14 protein-coding genes are annotated in these 17,793 nt (G+C 73.2%); 5 read left to right on the top strand and 9 right to left on the bottom strand.

Features of this window, described 5'->3' with window-relative positions; all coding sequences use genetic code 11:
* Positions 1-28: 28 nt before the first annotated feature.
* The 4 genes from EV562_RS24905 to EV562_RS24890 form a co-directional block, all read right to left on the bottom strand.
* Positions 29-2,278: a fructose-specific PTS transporter subunit EIIC gene (locus EV562_RS24905; RefSeq protein WP_133889073.1), complete on the bottom strand. Its 2,250-nt coding sequence runs from the start codon at positions 2,276-2,278 to the stop codon at positions 29-31.
* Between the two features lie 283 nt (positions 2,279-2,561).
* Complete coding sequence (gene pfkB, locus EV562_RS24900; protein WP_133889072.1) at positions 2,562-3,509, bottom strand: 1-phosphofructokinase; 948 nt, start codon at positions 3,507-3,509, stop codon at positions 2,562-2,564.
* The gene (locus EV562_RS24895) at positions 3,506-4,267 is read right to left on the bottom strand and encodes a DeoR/GlpR family DNA-binding transcription regulator (protein WP_133889071.1); all 762 of its coding nucleotides are present in this window, start codon (positions 4,265-4,267) and stop codon (positions 3,506-3,508) included. Before EV562_RS24895 ends, pfkB begins: the two co-directional genes overlap by 4 nt.
* Positions 4,268-4,544: 277 nt before the next feature.
* Positions 4,545-6,107, bottom strand: coding sequence for an MFS transporter (locus EV562_RS24890; protein WP_133889070.1), 1,563 nt, complete (start codon positions 6,105-6,107; stop codon positions 4,545-4,547).
* Between the two features lie 62 nt (positions 6,108-6,169).
* On the opposite strand from EV562_RS24890, the gene EV562_RS24885 reads away from it, so the two are divergent.
* Positions 6,170-7,141, top strand: coding sequence for a YafY family protein (locus EV562_RS24885; RefSeq protein ID WP_133889069.1), 972 nt, complete (start codon positions 6,170-6,172; stop codon positions 7,139-7,141).
* A 29-nt stretch (positions 7,142-7,170) separates the two neighbouring features.
* Here EV562_RS24885 and EV562_RS24880 read toward each other — a convergent pair whose 3' ends face one another.
* On the bottom strand, positions 7,171-7,920 hold the full coding sequence (locus tag EV562_RS24880) for a TetR family transcriptional regulator (RefSeq protein WP_133889068.1): 750 nt from the start codon (positions 7,918-7,920) through the stop codon (positions 7,171-7,173).
* A gap of 586 nt (positions 7,921-8,506) precedes the next feature.
* Entirely contained in the window at positions 8,507-9,505 is a 999-nt protein-coding gene (locus EV562_RS24875; protein ID WP_133889067.1) for a sigma-70 family RNA polymerase sigma factor, read from the bottom strand.
* Between the two features lie 208 nt (positions 9,506-9,713).
* Here EV562_RS24875 and EV562_RS24870 point away from each other — a divergent pair, with 208 nt between their 5' ends.
* On the top strand, positions 9,714-10,229 hold the full coding sequence (locus tag EV562_RS24870) for a GNAT family N-acetyltransferase (protein ID WP_133889138.1): 516 nt from the start codon (positions 9,714-9,716) through the stop codon (positions 10,227-10,229).
* A 116-nt stretch (positions 10,230-10,345) separates the two neighbouring features.
* On the opposite strand, the gene EV562_RS24865 is transcribed toward EV562_RS24870, so the two are convergent.
* Positions 10,346-11,107 (bottom strand): class III extradiol ring-cleavage dioxygenase, encoded by a 762-nt coding sequence (locus EV562_RS24865; RefSeq protein ID WP_133889137.1) that lies wholly within the window; start codon positions 11,105-11,107, stop codon positions 10,346-10,348.
* Between the two features lie 143 nt (positions 11,108-11,250).
* Between EV562_RS24865 and EV562_RS24860 the strand changes: the two genes are divergently transcribed.
* Positions 11,251-11,742, top strand: coding sequence for a MarR family transcriptional regulator (locus tag EV562_RS24860; RefSeq protein WP_133889066.1), 492 nt, complete (start codon positions 11,251-11,253; stop codon positions 11,740-11,742).
* A gap of 110 nt (positions 11,743-11,852) precedes the next feature.
* Here the strand turns inward: EV562_RS24860 and EV562_RS24855 are convergent, their stop codons facing one another.
* Together EV562_RS24855 and EV562_RS24850 are read right to left on the bottom strand one after the other, a co-directional pair.
* Positions 11,853-13,397 (bottom strand): MFS transporter, encoded by a 1,545-nt coding sequence (locus tag EV562_RS24855; RefSeq protein WP_133889065.1) that lies wholly within the window; start codon positions 13,395-13,397, stop codon positions 11,853-11,855.
* 177 nt (positions 13,398-13,574) lie between these two features.
* A complete protein-coding gene (locus EV562_RS24850) occupies positions 13,575-14,228 on the bottom strand; it encodes a TetR/AcrR family transcriptional regulator (RefSeq protein WP_208298414.1) in 654 nt (217 codons plus the stop codon).
* 330 nt (positions 14,229-14,558) lie between these two features.
* Between EV562_RS24850 and EV562_RS24845 the strand changes: the two genes are divergently transcribed.
* Together EV562_RS24845 and EV562_RS24840 are read left to right on the top strand one after the other, a co-directional pair.
* Positions 14,559-15,857 (top strand): M6 family metalloprotease domain-containing protein, encoded by a 1,299-nt coding sequence (locus EV562_RS24845; RefSeq protein WP_133889064.1) that lies wholly within the window; start codon positions 14,559-14,561, stop codon positions 15,855-15,857.
* A gap of 216 nt (positions 15,858-16,073) precedes the next feature.
* Positions 16,074-17,759, top strand: a complete 1,686-nt coding sequence (locus tag EV562_RS24840) for an IclR family transcriptional regulator C-terminal domain-containing protein (protein ID WP_133889063.1) — start codon at positions 16,074-16,076, stop codon at positions 17,757-17,759.
* Positions 17,760-17,793: the final 34 nt, after the last annotated feature.

Genomic DNA, 17,793 nt, shown 5'->3' with positions numbered 1-17,793 from the left:
TGTGATCCCGTAGCGCGCCCCGCTCCCGTCACGTCCCTTGCGCGGCCACGGCCGGCTTCGGTTCCGGCGCCGGGCCCGGACGGTCCGCTCCCGCGTCCGTCCCCGGGGCCGTCGCTCCGGGCGCCGGCCTGCGCAGCCCCTTGAGGACGATCACCAGAGCCGTGGTGACACACACGCCGGCGGCGATGGCGACCAGGTAGAGCAGCGGGTTGCCGATCAGCGGGACCACGAAGATGCCGCCGTGCGGGGCGCGCAGCGTCGCGCCGAAGGACATCGACAGGGCGCCGGTGACCGCGCCGCCCGCCATCGAGGACGGGATGACGCGCAGCGGGTCGGCCGCGGCGAACGGGATGGCTCCCTCGGAGATGAAGGAGGCGCCCAGGACCCAGGCCGCCTTGCCGTTCTCGCGCTCGGTGGCGTCGAAGAGCCGGCCGCGCACGGTGGTGGCCAGGGCCATCGCCAGCGGCGGGACCATGCCGGCCGCCATGACCGCCGCCATGATCTTCATCGCGGAGTCGCCGGGGTCGGCGACGGCGATGCCGGCGGTGGCGAAGGCGTAGGCGACCTTGTTGACCGGGCCGCCCAGGTCGAAGCACATCATCAGGCCGAGCAGCGCGCCGAGCAGGATCGCGTTGGTGCCGGACAGCCCGCTCAGCCAGTCGGTCATCCCCGACTGCGCCGACGCGATGGGTTTGCCGATCACCACGAACATCAGGAATCCGACGACCGCCGCCGAGATCAGCGGGATCACCACCACCGGCATGATGCCGCGCAGCGCCTTCGGTATCCGCACGCGCTGGATCGCCAGCACCACCGCGCCGGAGATCAGACCGGCCGCCAGGCCGCCGAGGAAACCGGCGTTGACGGTCAGCGCGATCGAGCCGCCGACGAAGCCGGGGACCAGGCCCGGCCGGTCGGCCATGCCGTAGGCGATGTAGCCGGCCAGCACCGGGACGAGGAAGGCGAAGGCCACGCCGCCGATCTGGAACAGCAGCGCGCCCCAGCTGTCCGCCTGGGACCACACGAAGTGCTCCGTCACGGAGGGCGCCTTGTCGATCTCGTAGCCGCCGATCGCGAAGCCGAGGGCGATCAGCAGACCGCCCGCGGCGACGAAGGGGACCATGTAACTGACGCCGGACATGAGCCACTTGCGCAGCTTGGTGCCGTAGCCCTCACCGGACTCCCCGCCGCGCTCGACGGGTGTCGTCCCGTCTGCGCCGCCCCGGCCGCCGACGGCCGCCGTGACCTCACCGCGGGCCGCCTTCTCGCGGACCTCGCCGATCAGCGCGCCGGGCCGGTTGATGGCCGCCTTGACGCCGGTGTCGACGGTGGGCTTCCCGGCGAAGCGGTCCTTGTCGCGTACGGCCACGTCGTGGGCGAGGATCACGCCGTCCGCGGCCGCGATCACCGCCGGGTCGAGCCGGGTGAATCCGGCCGAGCCCTGGGTCTCGACGACGATCTCGACACCCTCCTCGCGGCCGGCGTTCTCCAGTGACTCGGCCGCCATGTAGGTGTGCGCGATGCCGGTGGGGCAGGAGGTGACGGCGACGATCCGGAACGGCCGTACGGGTCCGGCGGGTTCGGACACACCGGCCGACCCGGGTGCCCCGGCCGGTCCCGGCGTCCCGGGCGTCGCGGCGCTGCCGACCGTGGCGGCCCCGACGGAGGCCGCCGCCGGGGTCGCCACGGAGTCCTGGCCGCCTTCCGCACCGGCGTCTGCCGTACCGGCGCCCTCCGAGCCGGCGTCTGCCGAACCGGCTTTCCGTGAACCGGTGTCGCCGGCCGCGGAGTCGCCGGCACCGGCTATGCCGGCACCGGTGTCGTCGGCACCGCCCGGCTCCTCCCCGCGGATCAGCGCCGCGGCGGTCTCCGTGCTGCCCGCCGAGCGCAGCGCCGCGGTGAACTCGGCGTTCATCAGCTGCCGGGCCAGCGAGGAGAGGATCGTCAGGTGGGCGTCGTCGGCGCCCGCCGGAGCGGCGATCAGGAAGATCAGGTCGGCCGGTCCGTCCGCCGCCCCGAAGTCGACGCCGGCCGCACTGCGCCCGAAGGCGAGGGTCGGCTCGGTGACGTGCTCGCTGCGGCAGTGCGGGATGCCGATGCCGCCGTCGAGGCCGGTCGGCATCTGCGCCTCACGGGCGGCCACGTCGGCGAGGAAGCCCGCCAGGTCGGTCACCCGGCCCAGGGCCGCCATCCGCTGCGCGAGGGCACGCGCCGCCTCTTCCTTGGTGTCGGCGGACAGGTCGAGGTCGACCAGGTCCGCGGTGATCATGTCGCTCATCGCGGGCTCCTTAGCTCGCGTATCGCCCGGAACGTGGGGTGAGGGGCGGGGGCGGGGAGGGGGACGGGGGCACAGCGGTGGGAAACGGGGGTGCAGCGGCGGGGACCGGGGATGCAGTGGGGACCGGTGGTGCAGTGGGGACCGGGGATGCGGTGGGGACCGGTGGTGCAATGGGGACCGGAGGCACGGTGGCGGGGACCGGAGGCACGGTGGCGGGGACCGGAGGCACGGTGGCGGGGGCCGGGGAAGGCAGCGGGGAGGTGGGTGCGAGCGGGGCGGGCCGTCATGGCGCCGGCTCCGTCAGGACGCGGTCCACCGGCACCTCGGCCGTGACCGTCACGGCGGCCGGTTCCAGGTCGGACGGCGTCGGCATGACGCTGCCGGGCAGCTGGACGGCGGCGGCGCCGTGCGCGACGGCGGAGGCGAGAGCCGCGGGCCCGGTCCCGCCGGCGACGAGGAACCCGGCGAGGGAGGAGTCCCCGGCGCCGACGTTGCTGCGTACGGCGTCCACGCGGGCGGTGCCGAACCAGGTGCCCGCGTCGTCCACGAGGAGCTGTCCGTCGGCGCCCAGGCTGGCGAGCACGGAACGGGCGCCCAGCTCCCGCAGTTCCTCGGCGGCCTTCACGGCGTCACCGACCGTGGCCAGGGGACGGCCGACGGCCTCGGACAGCTCCTCGGCGTTCGGCTTGACCACGTCGGGCCGCTCGCGCAGCGCCCGCAGCAGGGCGGGCCCGGAGGTGTCCAGGGCGATGCGGACACCGGCGGCGTGCGCCCGGGCGACCAGGTCGGCGTACCAGGACGGGGCGAGTCCCCGGGGCAGGCTGCCGCAGCAGGCGATCCAGTCCGCGCCGGTCGACTGGCGCCGTACGGTCTCCAGGAGCAGCTCCCGTTCGGCCGGGGAGAGTTCGGGGCCGGGCGCGTTGATCTTCGTCAGGACGCCGTCGGCCTCGGCGAGCGCGATGTTGGAACGGGTGGACCCGGCGATCGGCACCGGCGCGACCTCGATGCCCTGCGCGTCGAGCAGGGCGGCGACGAGTGCGCCCGGCGCCCCGCCCAGCGGCAGCACCGCGACGGTGCGCCGCCCGGCGGCCGTCACCGCACGCGAGACGTTCACGCCCTTGCCGCCGGGGTCGACCCGCTCGCCGGTGGCGCGGACGACCTCGCCGCGGTCGAGGGAGGGCACTTCGTAGGTGCGGTCCAGCGACGGGTTGGGGGTGACGGTCAGGATCATGCGCGTACCACTTCCGTGCCGGCGCGTTCGATGTCGCCCGCGTCCTCGGGGGTCAGGCCGTCGTCGGTGATGAGCAGGTCCACGTCGCTCAGGGCGCCGAAGCGGGCGAAGTGCTCCTGGGCGTACTTGGAGGAGTCGGCGAGCAGCACCACGCGCCGGGCGGCGGTCAGGGCGGCCCGCTTGACGGCGGCCTCGGCGAGGTCGGGGGTGGTCAGGCCGTGCTCCACGGAGAACCCGTTGGCCGCGATCACCGCCACGTCGGCGCGGATCTCGCCGTACGCGCGCAGCGCCCAGGCGTCCACGGCGGCGCGGGTGCGGTTGCGCACGCGCCCTCCGACCAGGTGGAGCTGGATGCCGGGGTGGTCGGCGAGGCGGGCGGCGATGGGCAGGCTGTGGGTGACGACGGTCAGCGAGGCATCCGGCGGGATCGCCGCGGCCATGCGGGCCACCGTGGAGCCGGCGTCGAGGATCATCGTGCCCTCGATCGGCAGCTCCGCGAGGGCGGCCTTGGCGATGCGGTCCTTCTCGTCCGCGGCCGTGGACTCGCGCTCGGCGAGGTCCGGCTCGAAGTCGAGCCGCCCGGCGGGGATCGCCCCGCCGTGCACCCGGCGGAGCAGACCGGCGCGGTCGAGGGCCTTGAGGTCGCGGCGGATGGTCTCCGCCGTCACCTGGAACTCCTCGGCCAGCGACACCACGTCCACGCGGCCACCGTCCCGGGCGAGCCGGAGGATCTCCTGCTGCCGCTCCGGTGCGTACATGACCGTTCACCTCCGACCCGTGCCCGAACCTGTGGTTTCCCGGGGAGGCTACGCCCGGTTGTCCGGAATGTAAACAGGAATCGGAAGCACTCAGACCCATTCAGACATGAACGGGCATGGGCGGGCGGGTGCCACGAGGGGGCGGGGGTGGGCGGGTGACGAGGGGCGGGGGTGTGCCCGGCAGCTACGTGCCGGGCCCACCCCCGCCCCCTTCGATCTCAATTCGATCCCAAAAGGCCCCGCCCGCATCGGTCCCGGACGGCCCCGCCGCTGCGTCTCAGACCAGTGCCGGTTCCCTGGCCTGAGCCGGGTCGTCCGCCCCGCCCCCTTCCAGGTGCAGGGCCGGCCGCCTGGGCAGCGCGAACATCAGCAGGAAGATGACGGCCAGCACCGCGGCCACCCATCCCAGCGCGTTCTGGAAGGCGTCCACGTAGGCCGGGCCGAGGCGGGCGGGGGTGAGGTGATCGCTCATGGCGCCGTAGAAGACCACCGACACGAGCCCGAGGCCGAGCGCGTTGCCCATCTGCTGCACGGTGTTGATGAGCCCGGACGCCGCCCCCGCGTGCTCGCGCGGCACCTGGGAGAGCACCGCGTCGGTCAGCGGGGCGACGATCAGACCCATGCCGAGGCCCATCACCACCAGCGGCAGCGCCATCTGCCAGGACGTGATGGCGAGCCCGTAGTGACCGGCCTCCCAGAGGTAGAGGAGCACTCCGGCCGCCATCACCAGCGCGCCCGCCTGGAGCACCTTGCGCCCGAAGCGCGGGACGAGCTTCTGCACCGAGATCCCGGCGGCCGTGGAGACGGCGATCGAGAACGGTACGCCGGTCAGGCCGGCCCGCAGCGGCGTCCAGCCGAGCCCCACCTGCAGGTACAGCGTCCACACCAGGAAGAAGACGCCGAGCGCGACCCCGAAGACCGTCTGCACGGCGATCCCGGCGGCGAAGCTCTTCACCTGGAACAGCGACAGCTCCACCAGCGGCGACCCGTCCCGCGCGCTCTTGCGCCGCTCGTAGGCGACCAGGACCGCGAGGACCACGAGCGAGCCGGCCATCGTCAGGTGGCCCCACAGCGGCCAGCCCAGCTCCTCGCCCCGGGTGAGCGGGTAGACCAGCATCAGCAGCCCGAGCGTGACCAGCGCGACCCCGACCAGGTCGAGGCGGAGCGCGCGCGGCGCCCTGGACTCCGTGATGAAGCGGCTGCCGAGGACGAGTCCCGCGACACCGACCGGCAGGTTGATGAGGAAGATGGGCCGCCATTCGAGCCCGAAGAGGTTCCACTCGGTGAGCAGGGCGCCCAGCAGCGGGCCGGAGACGGCGCCGAGTCCGACGATCGCGCCGAACAGCCCGAAGACCTTCCCGCGTTCGTGCGCCGGGAAGGTGGCGTGCACGATCGACAGCACCTGCGGCACCATCAGCGCCGCCATGCCGCCCTGCAGGATGCGGGAGGCCACCAGCATCTCCGGGTTCGCCGCGACGCCGCACAGCGCCGAGGCCAGGGTGAAGCCGCCGATGCCGACGAGGAAGACCCGCTTGCGCCCGTGGATGTCGCCGAGCCGCCCGCCGGTGATCAGGCCGGCCGCGAAGGCGAGGGCGTAACCGGCGGTGATCCACTGGATCTGGCTGAAGGAGGCGCCCTCGTTCTGCCGGATCGAGGGGATGGCGATGTTGACGATGGTGACGTCCACCAGGTCCATGAACGCCGCGGTCATCACGATCGCGAGGGCGAACCAGCGACGCCGGTCACCCGCGGCGGGCGTCGCGGGCGTCGCGAGCCCGGAGGGCGGGACGGGTACGGCGGGTGGAACCGGCGCCGGGCCGGAGGTGTGCGTGGAGGTCATGGAAGGAAGGTAGGAGGCCAGTAGGTCGGATCGTGTCCTAGATCTGCGGCATGCTCGACCGCATGACGACGGACACCCCGGCCCGGCTGCTGACGCTCCTCTCGCTCCTCCAGACGCCCCGCGAATGGCCCGGCGGCGAACTGGCCGACCGGCTCGGGGTCTCCCGGCGCACGGTCCGGCGGGACATCGACCGCCTGCGCGAGCTGGGCTACCCGGTCCAGGCCACGATGGGTTCCGACGGCGGCTACCGGCTGGTGGCGGGCAAGGCGATGCCGCCGCTCGTCCTCGACGACGAGGAGGCGGTGGCCATCGCGGTCGGGCTGCGGGCGGGCGCCGGGCACGCGGTCGCCGGTCTGGACGAGGCGTCGGTGCGGGCACTGGCCAAGCTGGAACAGGTGCTGCCGTCCCGGCTGCGGCACCGGGTCGCCACGCTCCAGTCCGCGACCACGCCGCTGACCAGCGGGGACGGTCCCAGCATCGCACCGGAGACGCTGACCGTGATGGCGTCGACGGTGGCCGGGCACGAGCGGCTGCGGTTCGCCTACCGCGCGGCGGACGGCACCGAGACGCGGCGCGTGACGGAGCCGTACCGGCTGGTGTCGACGGGGCGGCGCTGGTACCTCGTCGCCTATGACGTCGACCGGGACGACTGGCGTACCTTCCGGGTCGACCGGGTGAGCCGGCCCTTCGCCACGGGGGCGCGTTTCGCGCCGCGGGAGCTGCCGACCGGGGACGCGGCCGAATATCTACGGCGTTCGATGCAGCGCCGGAACGACAGCTACGAGATCACGGTGGTCTTCCACGCGCCGGCCGAGGCGGTCGCGCCGCTGCTGCCGCCCTGGATGGGCGCGCCGGAGCCGGTGGACGGCTCCCCGTCGTGCGTGGTGCGGGCGACCGTGAGCGGTTCGGTGGAGTGGATCGCGGTGCGGCTGGCGACGACCGGGATGGAGTTCCGGGTCCGCGAACCGGCGGAGCTGGTGGAGTGCGTACGGGAACTGGGCGCGCGGCTGGGACGGGCGGCGGAGCCCGGCTGACCGGCCGCCGTACCGCCCGCATCCGGTCGTCACCCCTCGTGCCCGGTGCCGTCCTCCCCAGTGCTGTCCTCCCCGGTGCCGTCCTTCCCGGTGCCGTCCTCCCGGGTGCCGTCCTCCCAGGCGAAGCCCCGCAGTACCTCCAGGTTCACCAGCGCCTGGTCCAGCGGGCTGCGCGTCTCCTGCGGGGACGACGACGCCCAGTACTCCGCCGCCGCCCGCACGGCCGCACTCGCCACGGCGGCCGCGAACTGCAGCCGGGACGTGGCGGCCAGCCGTGCGGCAACGTTGTCGTCACCCCCGGACATCCGCGCGGCCAGCGCCCCCACCAGCCCCCGTTCCGTGGCGAGGCAGACCTCCGCCCACACCTTGCGCAGCGCCGGACTGCTCGCGGCCAGGCGGATGAGGGTGCGGGCCCACTCCCAGGAGGGCGCCGAGACACCGGCGCCCGGGGTCAGCGTGTGCCGCACGGCGTGTTCCAGGGCCTCGGGCGGGGACAGAGCGGCGGGGGCCTCGCGCACCGCGCGCACCCAGCGCTCGGCGCCCAGGGCGTAGAGCGGGGCGATCGCCTCCTCCTTTGCCGCGAAGTAGCGGTAGAAGGTGCGCGGGGCGACACCGGCGGCCCGCGCGATGTCCTCGGCCCGGGTGGCCCGCAGGCCCTGGCCGACGAAGAGGCGGGCCGCCGCCCGGGCGATCTCCATCCGGGTCTCGGCCTTGCGCCGCTCGGTCAGGGAGACCGGCCCCGGGCCGGGGTCGGGAAATGGTGGGACGGTGGTGCTCACTTCGGCAGGCTATGCCGCTGTGGCAGAATCTGCCATTCGGCGGGCCACCCCGGGGTTCAGGTTCGGGGTGCCCCGCCTCCCCAGCCGCTTCCGCCCCGGCCCGTGTCCGCCGACGCTGCGCAGCGGAAGGAGCCGGGCTGCGGCGCCCGGGGGGAGGGGCACCGAGCCCGGCTCGGGAAGTCCCGGCGCCGGGGGGAGTGCGTCGGGACCTGGTCTGCGGGTGTGGTGGGGCGGCATCACGTGCGGACGGCCCTGCGGCCCGTGACGGACGGGCCCGGGGTTCTTGTTCCCGGCCGCGACGGGTTGAAGCGGCGTTGTACGGCCATGTTCGCGCCGCGTTCAGCACCCGGCGCACGCCCCACCCGCCACGTCACGCCCCCGGCGTCACGCGACTGGCCGGTCCGCCCGGCCGGTCCGCCCGGTCGGCGCAGGCGGCGAGGCGAGCGGCTACGCCACCGCCCTCCGCACGACGGCCGACCCGACCGGAAGCGGGGCCCACCGGTCAGGGGCCCACGCCCCCGACAGACACCGCGGCGGGCCGGTCCCTGGGACCGGCCCGCCGTCGCGCTCGCGATGACCGGTGGCGTTACGCCGCCGCCTCGAAGCCGGTGTCGCGGGCCAGCTTCTTCAGCTCGAGCAGCGCGTGCTTCTCGATCTGGCGGATCCGCTCGCGCGTGAGGCCGTGCTCCTTGCCGACCTCGGTGAGCGTGCGCTCGCGGCCGTCGTCGATGCCGTACCGCATCTTGATGATGGAGGCCGTGCGCGGGTCGAGGCGGCCGATGAGGTCGTCCAGCTCCTCACTGCGCAGCAGCGTCAGCACCGACTGCTCGGGCGACACGGCGGAGGTGTCCTCCAGCAGGTCGCCGAACTGGGTCTCGCCCTCGTCGTCCACCGACATGTTCAGCGAGACCGGGTCGCGGGCCCAGTCGAGCACGTCGGTGACGCGCTCCGGCGTCGAGCCCAGCTCGGCCGCGATCTCGGCGGGCTCCGGCTCGCGGCCGTGCTCCCGGTTGAACTCGCGCTGCACGCGCCGGATCCGGCCCAGCTCCTCCACCAGGTGGACGGGCAGCCGGATGGTGCGCGACTGGTCGGCGATGGAACGGGTGATGGCCTGACGGATCCACCAGGTCGCGTACGTGGAGAACTTGAAGCCCTTGCGGTAGTCGAACTTCTCGACCGCGCGGACCAGGCCGGCGTTGCCCTCCTGGATCAGGTCGAGGAGCGGCAGACCGCTGCGCGGGTAGCGGCGGGCGACCGCGACGACCAGACGGAGGTTCGAGCGGATGAAGACGTCCTTGGCCCGGTCGCTCTCGTCGATCAGGGCCTGGAGCTCCTCCCGGGTGGCGTCCGCCCCGGTCTCCTCGTAGCCTTCGAGGACCTGTCGCGCGAACACACCGGCCTCGATGGCCTGGGACAGCTCGACCTCCTTGGCGGCGTCGAGCAGCGGGGTCCGGGCGATCTCGTCGAGGTACATGCCGACCAGATCGCGGTCGGCGAGCTCTCCGCCGTTGGCGCGGACGCTGGTTGCCGCGCCGGAGGTCTCGCCGGTGGCGGACTTACGACGGGCGACGGCACGGGTTGCCATGCGTGCTCCCTTGCGATGGTGGTTCAGCGGGTGGGTCCTGTGGACGTTCGGGCGCCGTGTGGTGTTGTCTCCGTCCCTGCCGGGGACTCTCCTCGGGTGCCCTGCATCCGATGGAAACAACGACTGGAATCCGGACAGAATTCCCAACCCGCCCCTCGATTTTTCTGATCATGCAGTACCCTGTGCCGCCACACGAGGAGGGGCGATGCTGTCGGACAGCGCGGAGATCCAGGTCAGGCCGGGGGTCGAGGACGATCTGAAGGCCCTCACCGACCTCTACAACCACTACGTACGTGAGACGCCCATCACGTTCGACACCGAACCGTTCACACCGGAAGAGCGGCGCCCCTGGCTGCTCTCCCACCCTGAAGACGGCCCGTACCGCCTCAGGGTTGCGACGGACGCGGACTCACAGGAGATCCTGGGGTACGCCACCTCCAGCCCCTACCGCGCGAAGCCCGCCTACCGGACCTCGGTGGAGACCACCGTCTACGTCGCACCGGACGCCGGCGGCCGCGGGATCGGCTCGCTGCTCTACACGTCCCTCTTCGACGCCCTGGCCACCGAGGACGTGCACCGGGCCTACGCGGGCATCGCGCAGCCCAACCCGGCGTCGGAGCGCCTGCACGCCCGCTTCGGCTTCCGGCACGTGGGAACGTACGGGGAGGTGGGCCGCAAGTTCGGGCGGTACTGGGACGTGGCCTGGTACGAGAAGCCCCTGTAGCCCGGCGGCCGGGCCACGGAGGCCGCGGCCCGGCGTCCAGCGCCTTGTACCCCGTGCCCGGCGTCCAGCACCCTGTACCCCGTGCCCGGCGCCGCAGGGCTCCCGTCCGGCGACGGTCAGCCGAACTGCACCGAGCGCTTGGCCAGGCCCATCCAGAACCCGTCGATCACCGACCGCCGCAGGTCCAGCTCACCCGCCGCGTCCGCCGCGCCCATGGTCACGAACAGGGGGGCGAAGTGCTCGGTGCGCGGGTGGGCGAGCCGTCCCGCCGGGGACTTGCGGGCGAAGTCGAGCAGCCCGTCCACGTCCCCGCCCTCCAGCGCACGCCGGCCCCAGTCGTCGAACTCCGCCGACCAGGAGGGGACGCCGCCCTGGCGGAGTGCGGCCAGGTTGTGGGTGAAGAAGCCGGAGCCGATGATCAGCACGCCCTCGTCGCGCAGCGGCGCGAGCCTGCGGCCGATCTCCATGAGCCGCGCCGGGTTTAGGGTCGGCATGGAGACCTGGAGGACGGGGACGTCGGCGCCGGGGTACATCTCGACCAGCGGCACATAGGCACCGTGGTCGAGGCCGCGGTCGGGGACGTCCTGCACGGGCGTACCGGGGGCGCGCAGCAGCTTCCGTACGGACTCGGCGAGCGCGGGGGCGCCGGGGGCCTCGTAGCGCACCTGGTAGTAGTGCTCCGGGAACCCCCAGAAGTCGTACTCCAGGGGGACGGTCCTGGTGGCGCCCAGGGCGAGCGGGGCCTCCTCCCAGTGGGCGGAGACGACGAGGATCGCCCGGGGGCGCGGCAGGGCGGCGGACCAGGCGGCCAGTTCGCCGGGCCAGACGGGGTCGTCGGCGAGCGGCGGGGCGCCGTGGCTGAGATAGAGGGCGGGCATGCGCTCCTGCGGGGCGGCGGTGGCCATGACTACCACTCCTCCAATACTTGAACTACCGAACTACTTGAACTCTCAATCTTTCTCCCCCTCAACCTACGCTCCTTTTGTTTAATGTTCAAGAAGTCGTTTCGTACAGTGGGGGCATGAACGACGATCCCCGTTGGCTCACCGCCGAGGAGCAGCTCGTCTGGCGCTCCTACATCGAGGCCGCCACCCTCCTCGAGGACCACCTCGACCGGCAGCTCCAGCGCGACGCGGGCATGCCGCACGTCTACTACGGCCTGCTGGTCAAGCTGGCCGAGTCGCCGCGCCGGCGGCTGCGGATGACGGAGCTGGCCAAGTACGCGAAGATCACCCGCTCGCGGCTCTCGCACGCGGTCGCCCGCCTGGAGAAGAACGGCTGGGTCCGCCGCGAGGACTGCCCCTCCGACAAGCGCGGCCAGTTCGCCATCCTCACGGACGAGGGGTACGACGTGCTGCGCCGGACCGCGCCGGGCCACGTGAACGCCGTGCGCCAGGCCGTCTTCGACCGGCTCACCCCGGAACAGCAGAAGTCCCTCGGCGAGATCATGACGATCGTCGCCGAGGGACTTCAGCCGAGCGAAGCGGGTGCGGACCTGCCCTGGCTGCGCTGAGCGCGCGGCCGGGGCAGGTCCGGGGGAACCGTGCGGTCGGGGCGTCCCCTCCCCGTCCGCACGGGTGGAACAGGGGCCCGAGGTCCGAGCGGGTACCGGGTCCGGCGTCGTCAGTGGGCGACGACCGGCACCGGCAGCTCGTCCTCGACCGCGTCGCCCGCACCGGACCCGGCGACGGTGCTGCCGCCCGGCCGCCCGGCGTTGACGAAGGTCAGGGCGATCGCGGCCGCCACGACCAGGATGCCGACGGCGAACCAGATCGCGCTGGTGTAGCCCTGCACCTGGCCCTGCACCTGGACCAGCTGCTGCTGCGAGCGCGAGGTCGCACTCCCGATGTGGTCGGTGATGTACGACGTGGTGGCGGAGGCGGCGATCGTGTTCAGCAGCGCCGTACCGATCGCGCCGCCCACCTGCTGCGAGGTGTTGACCATCGCGGAGGCGACACCGGCGTCCCGCGGCTCCACGCCCATGGTGGCCATGGACATCGCCGGCATGAACGCCGTACCCATGCCGAGGCCGAGCAGCAGCATGCCGGGCAGCAGCACACCGGCGTAGGAGGTGTCGACCTCCAGCTGGGTCAGCAGCAGCATGCCGACGGCGGCGACCAGGAAGCCGGGGCCCATCAGCAGCCGGGGCGGGACCCGGGTCATCAGACGGGTGCCGATCTGGGTGGAACCCGTGATCATGCCGACGACCATCGGCAGGAAGGCGAAGCCGGTCTTCACCGGCGTGTAGCCCTTCACGACCTGGAGGTAGTAGGTCAGGAAGAGGAACAGGCCGAACATCGCGATGATCGCCAGGCCCAGCGAGAGGTAGATACCGCCCCGGTTGCGCTCGGTGATCACGCGCAGCGGCAGCAGCGGGGTCTTCACCTTCGACTCGACCAGCACGAAGGCCAGCAGGAGCACGGCGGAACCGACGAACATGCCGACCGTCACCGCGTCGCTCCAGCCCTCGGACTCGGCGCGGGTGAAGCCGTAGACGAGCGCGACCAGACCGAGGGTGGACAGGATCACGCCGGGGATGTCGAGCGGCGCGCGGTTGCGTCCGCCCTTCGGCTCGCGGACGACGAGGTAGGCACCGGCCGCGGCGACGGCCGCGAACGGGACGTTGACGAAGAAGGTCCAGCGCCAGTTCAGGTACTCGGTGAGGAAACCGCCGAGGATCAGACCCACGGCGGCGCCGCCGCCCGCGATGGCACCGTAGATACCGAAGGCCTTGGCCCGCTCCTTGGCGTCCGTGAACATCACGGCGAGCAGGGAGAGCGCGGCGGGCGCGAGCAGGGCACCGAAGACGCCCTGGAGGGCGCGGGAGCCGAACATCATCGCCTCGTTGGTGGCCGCGCCGCCGAGCGCGGAGGCCGCGGCGAAGCCGGCCAGGCCGGTGACGAAGGTGCGCTTGCGGCCCCACTTGTCGGCTATCCGGCCGCCGAACAGGAGCAGACCGCCGAAGGCGAGTGCGTAGGCCGTGACGACCCACTGCCGGTTGCCGTCGGAGATCCCGAGGTCCTGCTGGGCGGAGGGCAGGGCGATGTTCACGATGGTGGAGTCGAGGACGACCATCAGCTGGGCGAGCGCGATGAAGACGAGCGCTTTCCAGCGTCCGGCGTCCGGGGCGTCGGTGACGCCGGAGGCCTTGACGGCTGATTGAGACATGGGGATACCCACTTCGGACTTCGTGACGGAAAAAGATGAGAAAAGGGACGTCTGAGGCCGCGCCGACTGCCTGCTACCGGCAGCGACGGTGGAGCCGGGAGCCTGGCATCGGCGGCGGATCCGGTGGTGGAGCCGACGGATCCGGTGGAAGGCGCGGATCCGGTGGACGTGACGGAGCTACTGGTCGCAGGGCCGGCGCAGATCCTCCAGAGTGACGGCCGCACCCGGGAGGACGGAGCGGGCCGGAGCCCGCAGCCCGTCCAGGAACAGCTGCAGATGACGGTGGACGAACCGGTCGGCGTTGACGCATCCCGTTCCGGCCGGGGGCCGGCTGAGCTGGGCCGCGGCGATCATCAGATCGCCCACGTCCACGTCGTCGCGGAGCTGACCGGCCGCCTTGGCCCGGTCCATGACCTCGGCGACCAGCCGCTCGACCCGTTCGCGTGACGCCTCCAGGTCGGGGTGGTGCTGGTCGAAGGTGCTGGACACCATGGGGCACAGGGCGCTGATCCGCTCGTCGGCGGAGACGTGCACGAAGCGCTCCAGCGCCCCGAACGCGTCGCCGGTCTCCGCGAGCGCCAGCTCGGCCGCCCGTGCCGTACGGTCCATGACCGAGCAGACGACCTCGCGGACGAGGGCGTCGCGGTCGGGGAAGTTGCGGTACACCGTGGCGTTGCCGACGCCGGCCCGGCGGGCGACGTCGTCGAGCGGCACGTCCGGGCCGTGCTCGACGAACATCTCACGGGCGGCGGTGACGATCCGCTCCCGATTGCGCAGGGCATCGGCACGGGGCCGGGCCACCTTGCGCTGATCAGGCATCGCGGTCTGCACGGCGACTCCTCGGTGTCTGTGACGGATGTCTGTGACGGATGTGACGGCTGATGGCCTCTGGTGGCCACCGGGGTCGCGATCCGGGGAAGGACTCCCCGTTTCGCTCGGACACAGGTCTAAACGGGGAATCGATCCCCGGTTATTTCCCGCTCCCGGAAAACATTCCAGTGACGTGGGTCACACATGCGTCGGGCCCGTCCCCCGCTCGGCGGCTACCGGTGAGAAACCCACGATCGGCCGCTCCAGCGCGCGCCCACCCACCCCGCGGCACAGGGTGAGCCCAAGGGCGCAGCCGGTGTCGGGCGGCTGCCGTGGCACGGGGAGGTCCGCATGCAGCCGCACGGGCAGGTGCAGCCGCCGAACCGCCGCATACGCCCGCGCCGGCTGGCCGCAGCCGGCACCGTCACCGTACTGACCCTCGCGCTCAGCACCTCGGCCGGCACCGGCCGGCTCGCGCCCGGCACCTCGATGGCGGGCCCCGGCCCCGCCGCCCTCTCCCGCTCCTCCGCACACGGCCCCTGCATGATCAGCGGCGGCGCGGAGATCCAGATGTCCGAGGGCGTGCCGACCGCCACCGGCTACGCCCGCTCCACCGGCACCGTCCGCGCCCTCAACCTGATGGTCGACTTCTCCGACGCCCCCGGCGAGGGCAAGGCGCTCGACCGGTACGCGGAGTTCTTCCCGAAGACCCGGCAGTGGTTCAGCACCAGCAGCTACGGCCGCCTCGACTACCGCCCCGAGGCCCCGATCCGGGACTGGCTGCGGATGCCCAAGTCGTTCGCGGAGTACGGCATAGAGCGCGGCGCCCCCTTCGAACCCGGCTACCGAGAACTGGTCCAGGACCTGGTCGCCGTGGCCGACCCGAAGGTGGACTTCCGCTCGTACGACCTGCTGAACGTCCTGGTCACCCCGAACGCGGGCCCCTCCGCCCTGGACACGGTACTGTCCGTGACCTTCGCCGGGAACCAGGAGGCCCCGGTCGCCGACGGCGTCCCGGTGGCCAACGCCTCCTTCGTCTACTCCCGCCAGGACGACGGCTCCGGCTCCTACGACACGACCGGCTACCGGGTCCTCCCGCACGAGAACGGCCACGTCTTCGGCCTGCCGGACCTCTACACCCAGGAGGGCGGCGGAGCCGTGGGCCACTGGGACATCATGAGCGAGGACTGGGGCGCCAACAACGACCTCCTCGGCTGGCACAAGTGGAAACTGGGCTGGCTCGACCGCAACCAGGTGCACTGCGCGTCCGCGCCGGGGACGACCGAGTACACACTGACCCCGCTGGCCCGCAAGGGCGGCGACAAGCTGGTCGTCCTCCCGCTGAGCGGCACGTCCGGCTACGCGGTCGAACTGCGCACCCGCGCGGGCAACGACGAGACGGTGTGCCGGCCCGGCGTACTGATCTACAAGGTCGACGCGGACGTCGACACCGGAATGGGCCCGGTCCGCATCTACGACTCCCAGCGCGACAGCGGCGGCTGCACCCGCAGCCCCAACGTCCACGCCGAACTCTCGGACGCCACCTTCACCGAGGGCGAGACCTTCCAGGACCCGCGCAAGGGCGTCACGATCAAGGTGTCGGAGAAGGACGCGGGGGGAGACATGCGGATACGGGTGACACGGAAGTAGACCGCCCGGGTCCCGGGCCGCGGGCGGCGGAACCCGTCGCACCGGGCGGCGGGACGCGTCGGACCGGGCGGCGGGACATGTCGGACCGGCGTCCCGAAGCGCCCCGGGTCCCGGACGGTGGGCATCGGGACGCGTCGCACCGACGTCCCGAAGCGAGGCCGGGCGGGGCTACCGTAGGCGCCGGCGCCCTGCCGTGATCGCCGTACCGGAGAGTCGATGCCCGCCCACACCCCTCACGCCGCCGCCCCCGGCGGGGCCCACGACCGGGCTGCCGCCGCACCGGACACGGACACCGCGCCGGGCGCGGGCACGGGCAGCGCACTTTCGGCCACGGGCACCGCACCGGAGGCGGTGGCACCGGCCGAGGCGGTCACCCCGCTCCTCCGCGGCATCGCCGTACTCCACCGGCTGACCGACGCGGACGGCGGCACCCTCAGCCTCAGCGCCCTGGAGAAGAGCACCGGCCTGGCCCGCTCCACGGTGGACCGCCTCACCTCGACCCTCGCCCGCATGGGATACGTCCGCCTGGACGGCCGCGACGTGACCCTGACCCCCCGCCTGATGGAACTGGGCAACGCCTACCTGGCCGCCCTGCGCCTGCCCGCCCTCCTCTCCGCCCGTGCCGACGCCCTGGCCGACGAACTGGACGAGTCGGTGTCGCTGGCGGTCGGCGACCGGGACGGCATCCGCTTCATCCACCAGGCCACCCGGCGCCGCGCCATGTCCCTCAGCTTCCGCATCGGCGACCTGCTCCCCGCCGAACGCACCGCCCCGGGACCCCTCTTCGCCACGCGCTGGACGGACGCCGACTGGACCCACTGGCGGGAGCGCCGGACCGCGGACCCGGCCGACCGCACCTTCCCCGCCGTACCGCCCCGCGAACACCCCACCCCCGACGAGGACTTCGTCCACCGTACGGAGCGGGCGGCGGCCGACGGCCATGCCCTGGACGACCAGTTGATCGAACCGGGCCTGGTGGCGCTCTCGGTCCCCGTACGGGACCCCGGCAGCGGCCTCCTGGCCTGCGTGGCGAGCGTGGTGAGCCACACCAGCCGCCACCCGGCGGCGGACCTGCGGGCGGCCCTGCTCCCCCGTCTGCGCACGGCGGTCGCCGCGATGGAGGACGACCTGCGCACCGCCCCTCCCTCGCACCCGGAACCGCCCCGCGCGGGCCTGGCCACCTGGACGGGCGCGTCGAAACAGGAACTGGGCCGGGAGTTCGTGGAGTCCCTCGCCCGCGGCCTGACCGTACTGACCGCCTTCGGCGCGGGCCGCTCCGCGCTGACCCTGACCCAGGTCGCCGGGGCGACGGGCCTGGCCCGGGCCACCGCACGCAGGGCCCTGATCACCCTCAGGCACGCGGGCCTGGTCTCCCCCGCTCCCGACGGCACCTTCACCCTCACCCCCCGGGTCCTCTCCCTGGGCTTCCCGCCCCTGTCCCGCACCTCCCTCCCCGAGATCGCCCAGCCCCACCTGAACGCCCTCGCCGACCGCGTCCACGAGTCGACGTCCCTCGCCGTCCTGTCCGACTCGGGCGAGGAGATCCAGTACACGGCCCGGGCGTCCGCGCCCCGCGTCCTGAGCGCCCGCGTCACCGTCGGCACCCGCCTCCCGGCCCACGCGACGGCCCTGGGACGCGTCCTGCTGTCCCTCCCCGAGGTCCGGGCACGGGGCTACGCCCTGGTCGACGAGGAGTTGGAAGCCGGCCTGCGCGCCATCGCGGTCCCGGTGCGCGACCGCACGGGCCGGGTGGTGGCGGCGCTCAACGTGGCCCTGCACGCCGCCCGCCGCACGACCGGGGCCTGCGAGACGGAGATCCTCCCCGAACTGACCCGAACGGCGACCGCCATCGAGGCCGACCTCCGCGTGGCGGGCCACTTCGTCCACGTCCCCCCGACGTGACCCCCACCCCGGCCCCTCGATCAGCTAACCTGTT

Source organism: Streptomyces sp. BK208 (assembly GCF_004364245.1).
Classification (GTDB): domain Bacteria; phylum Actinomycetota; class Actinomycetes; order Streptomycetales; family Streptomycetaceae; genus Streptomyces.
This window is presented reverse-complemented; position numbering and strand designations above follow the sequence as displayed.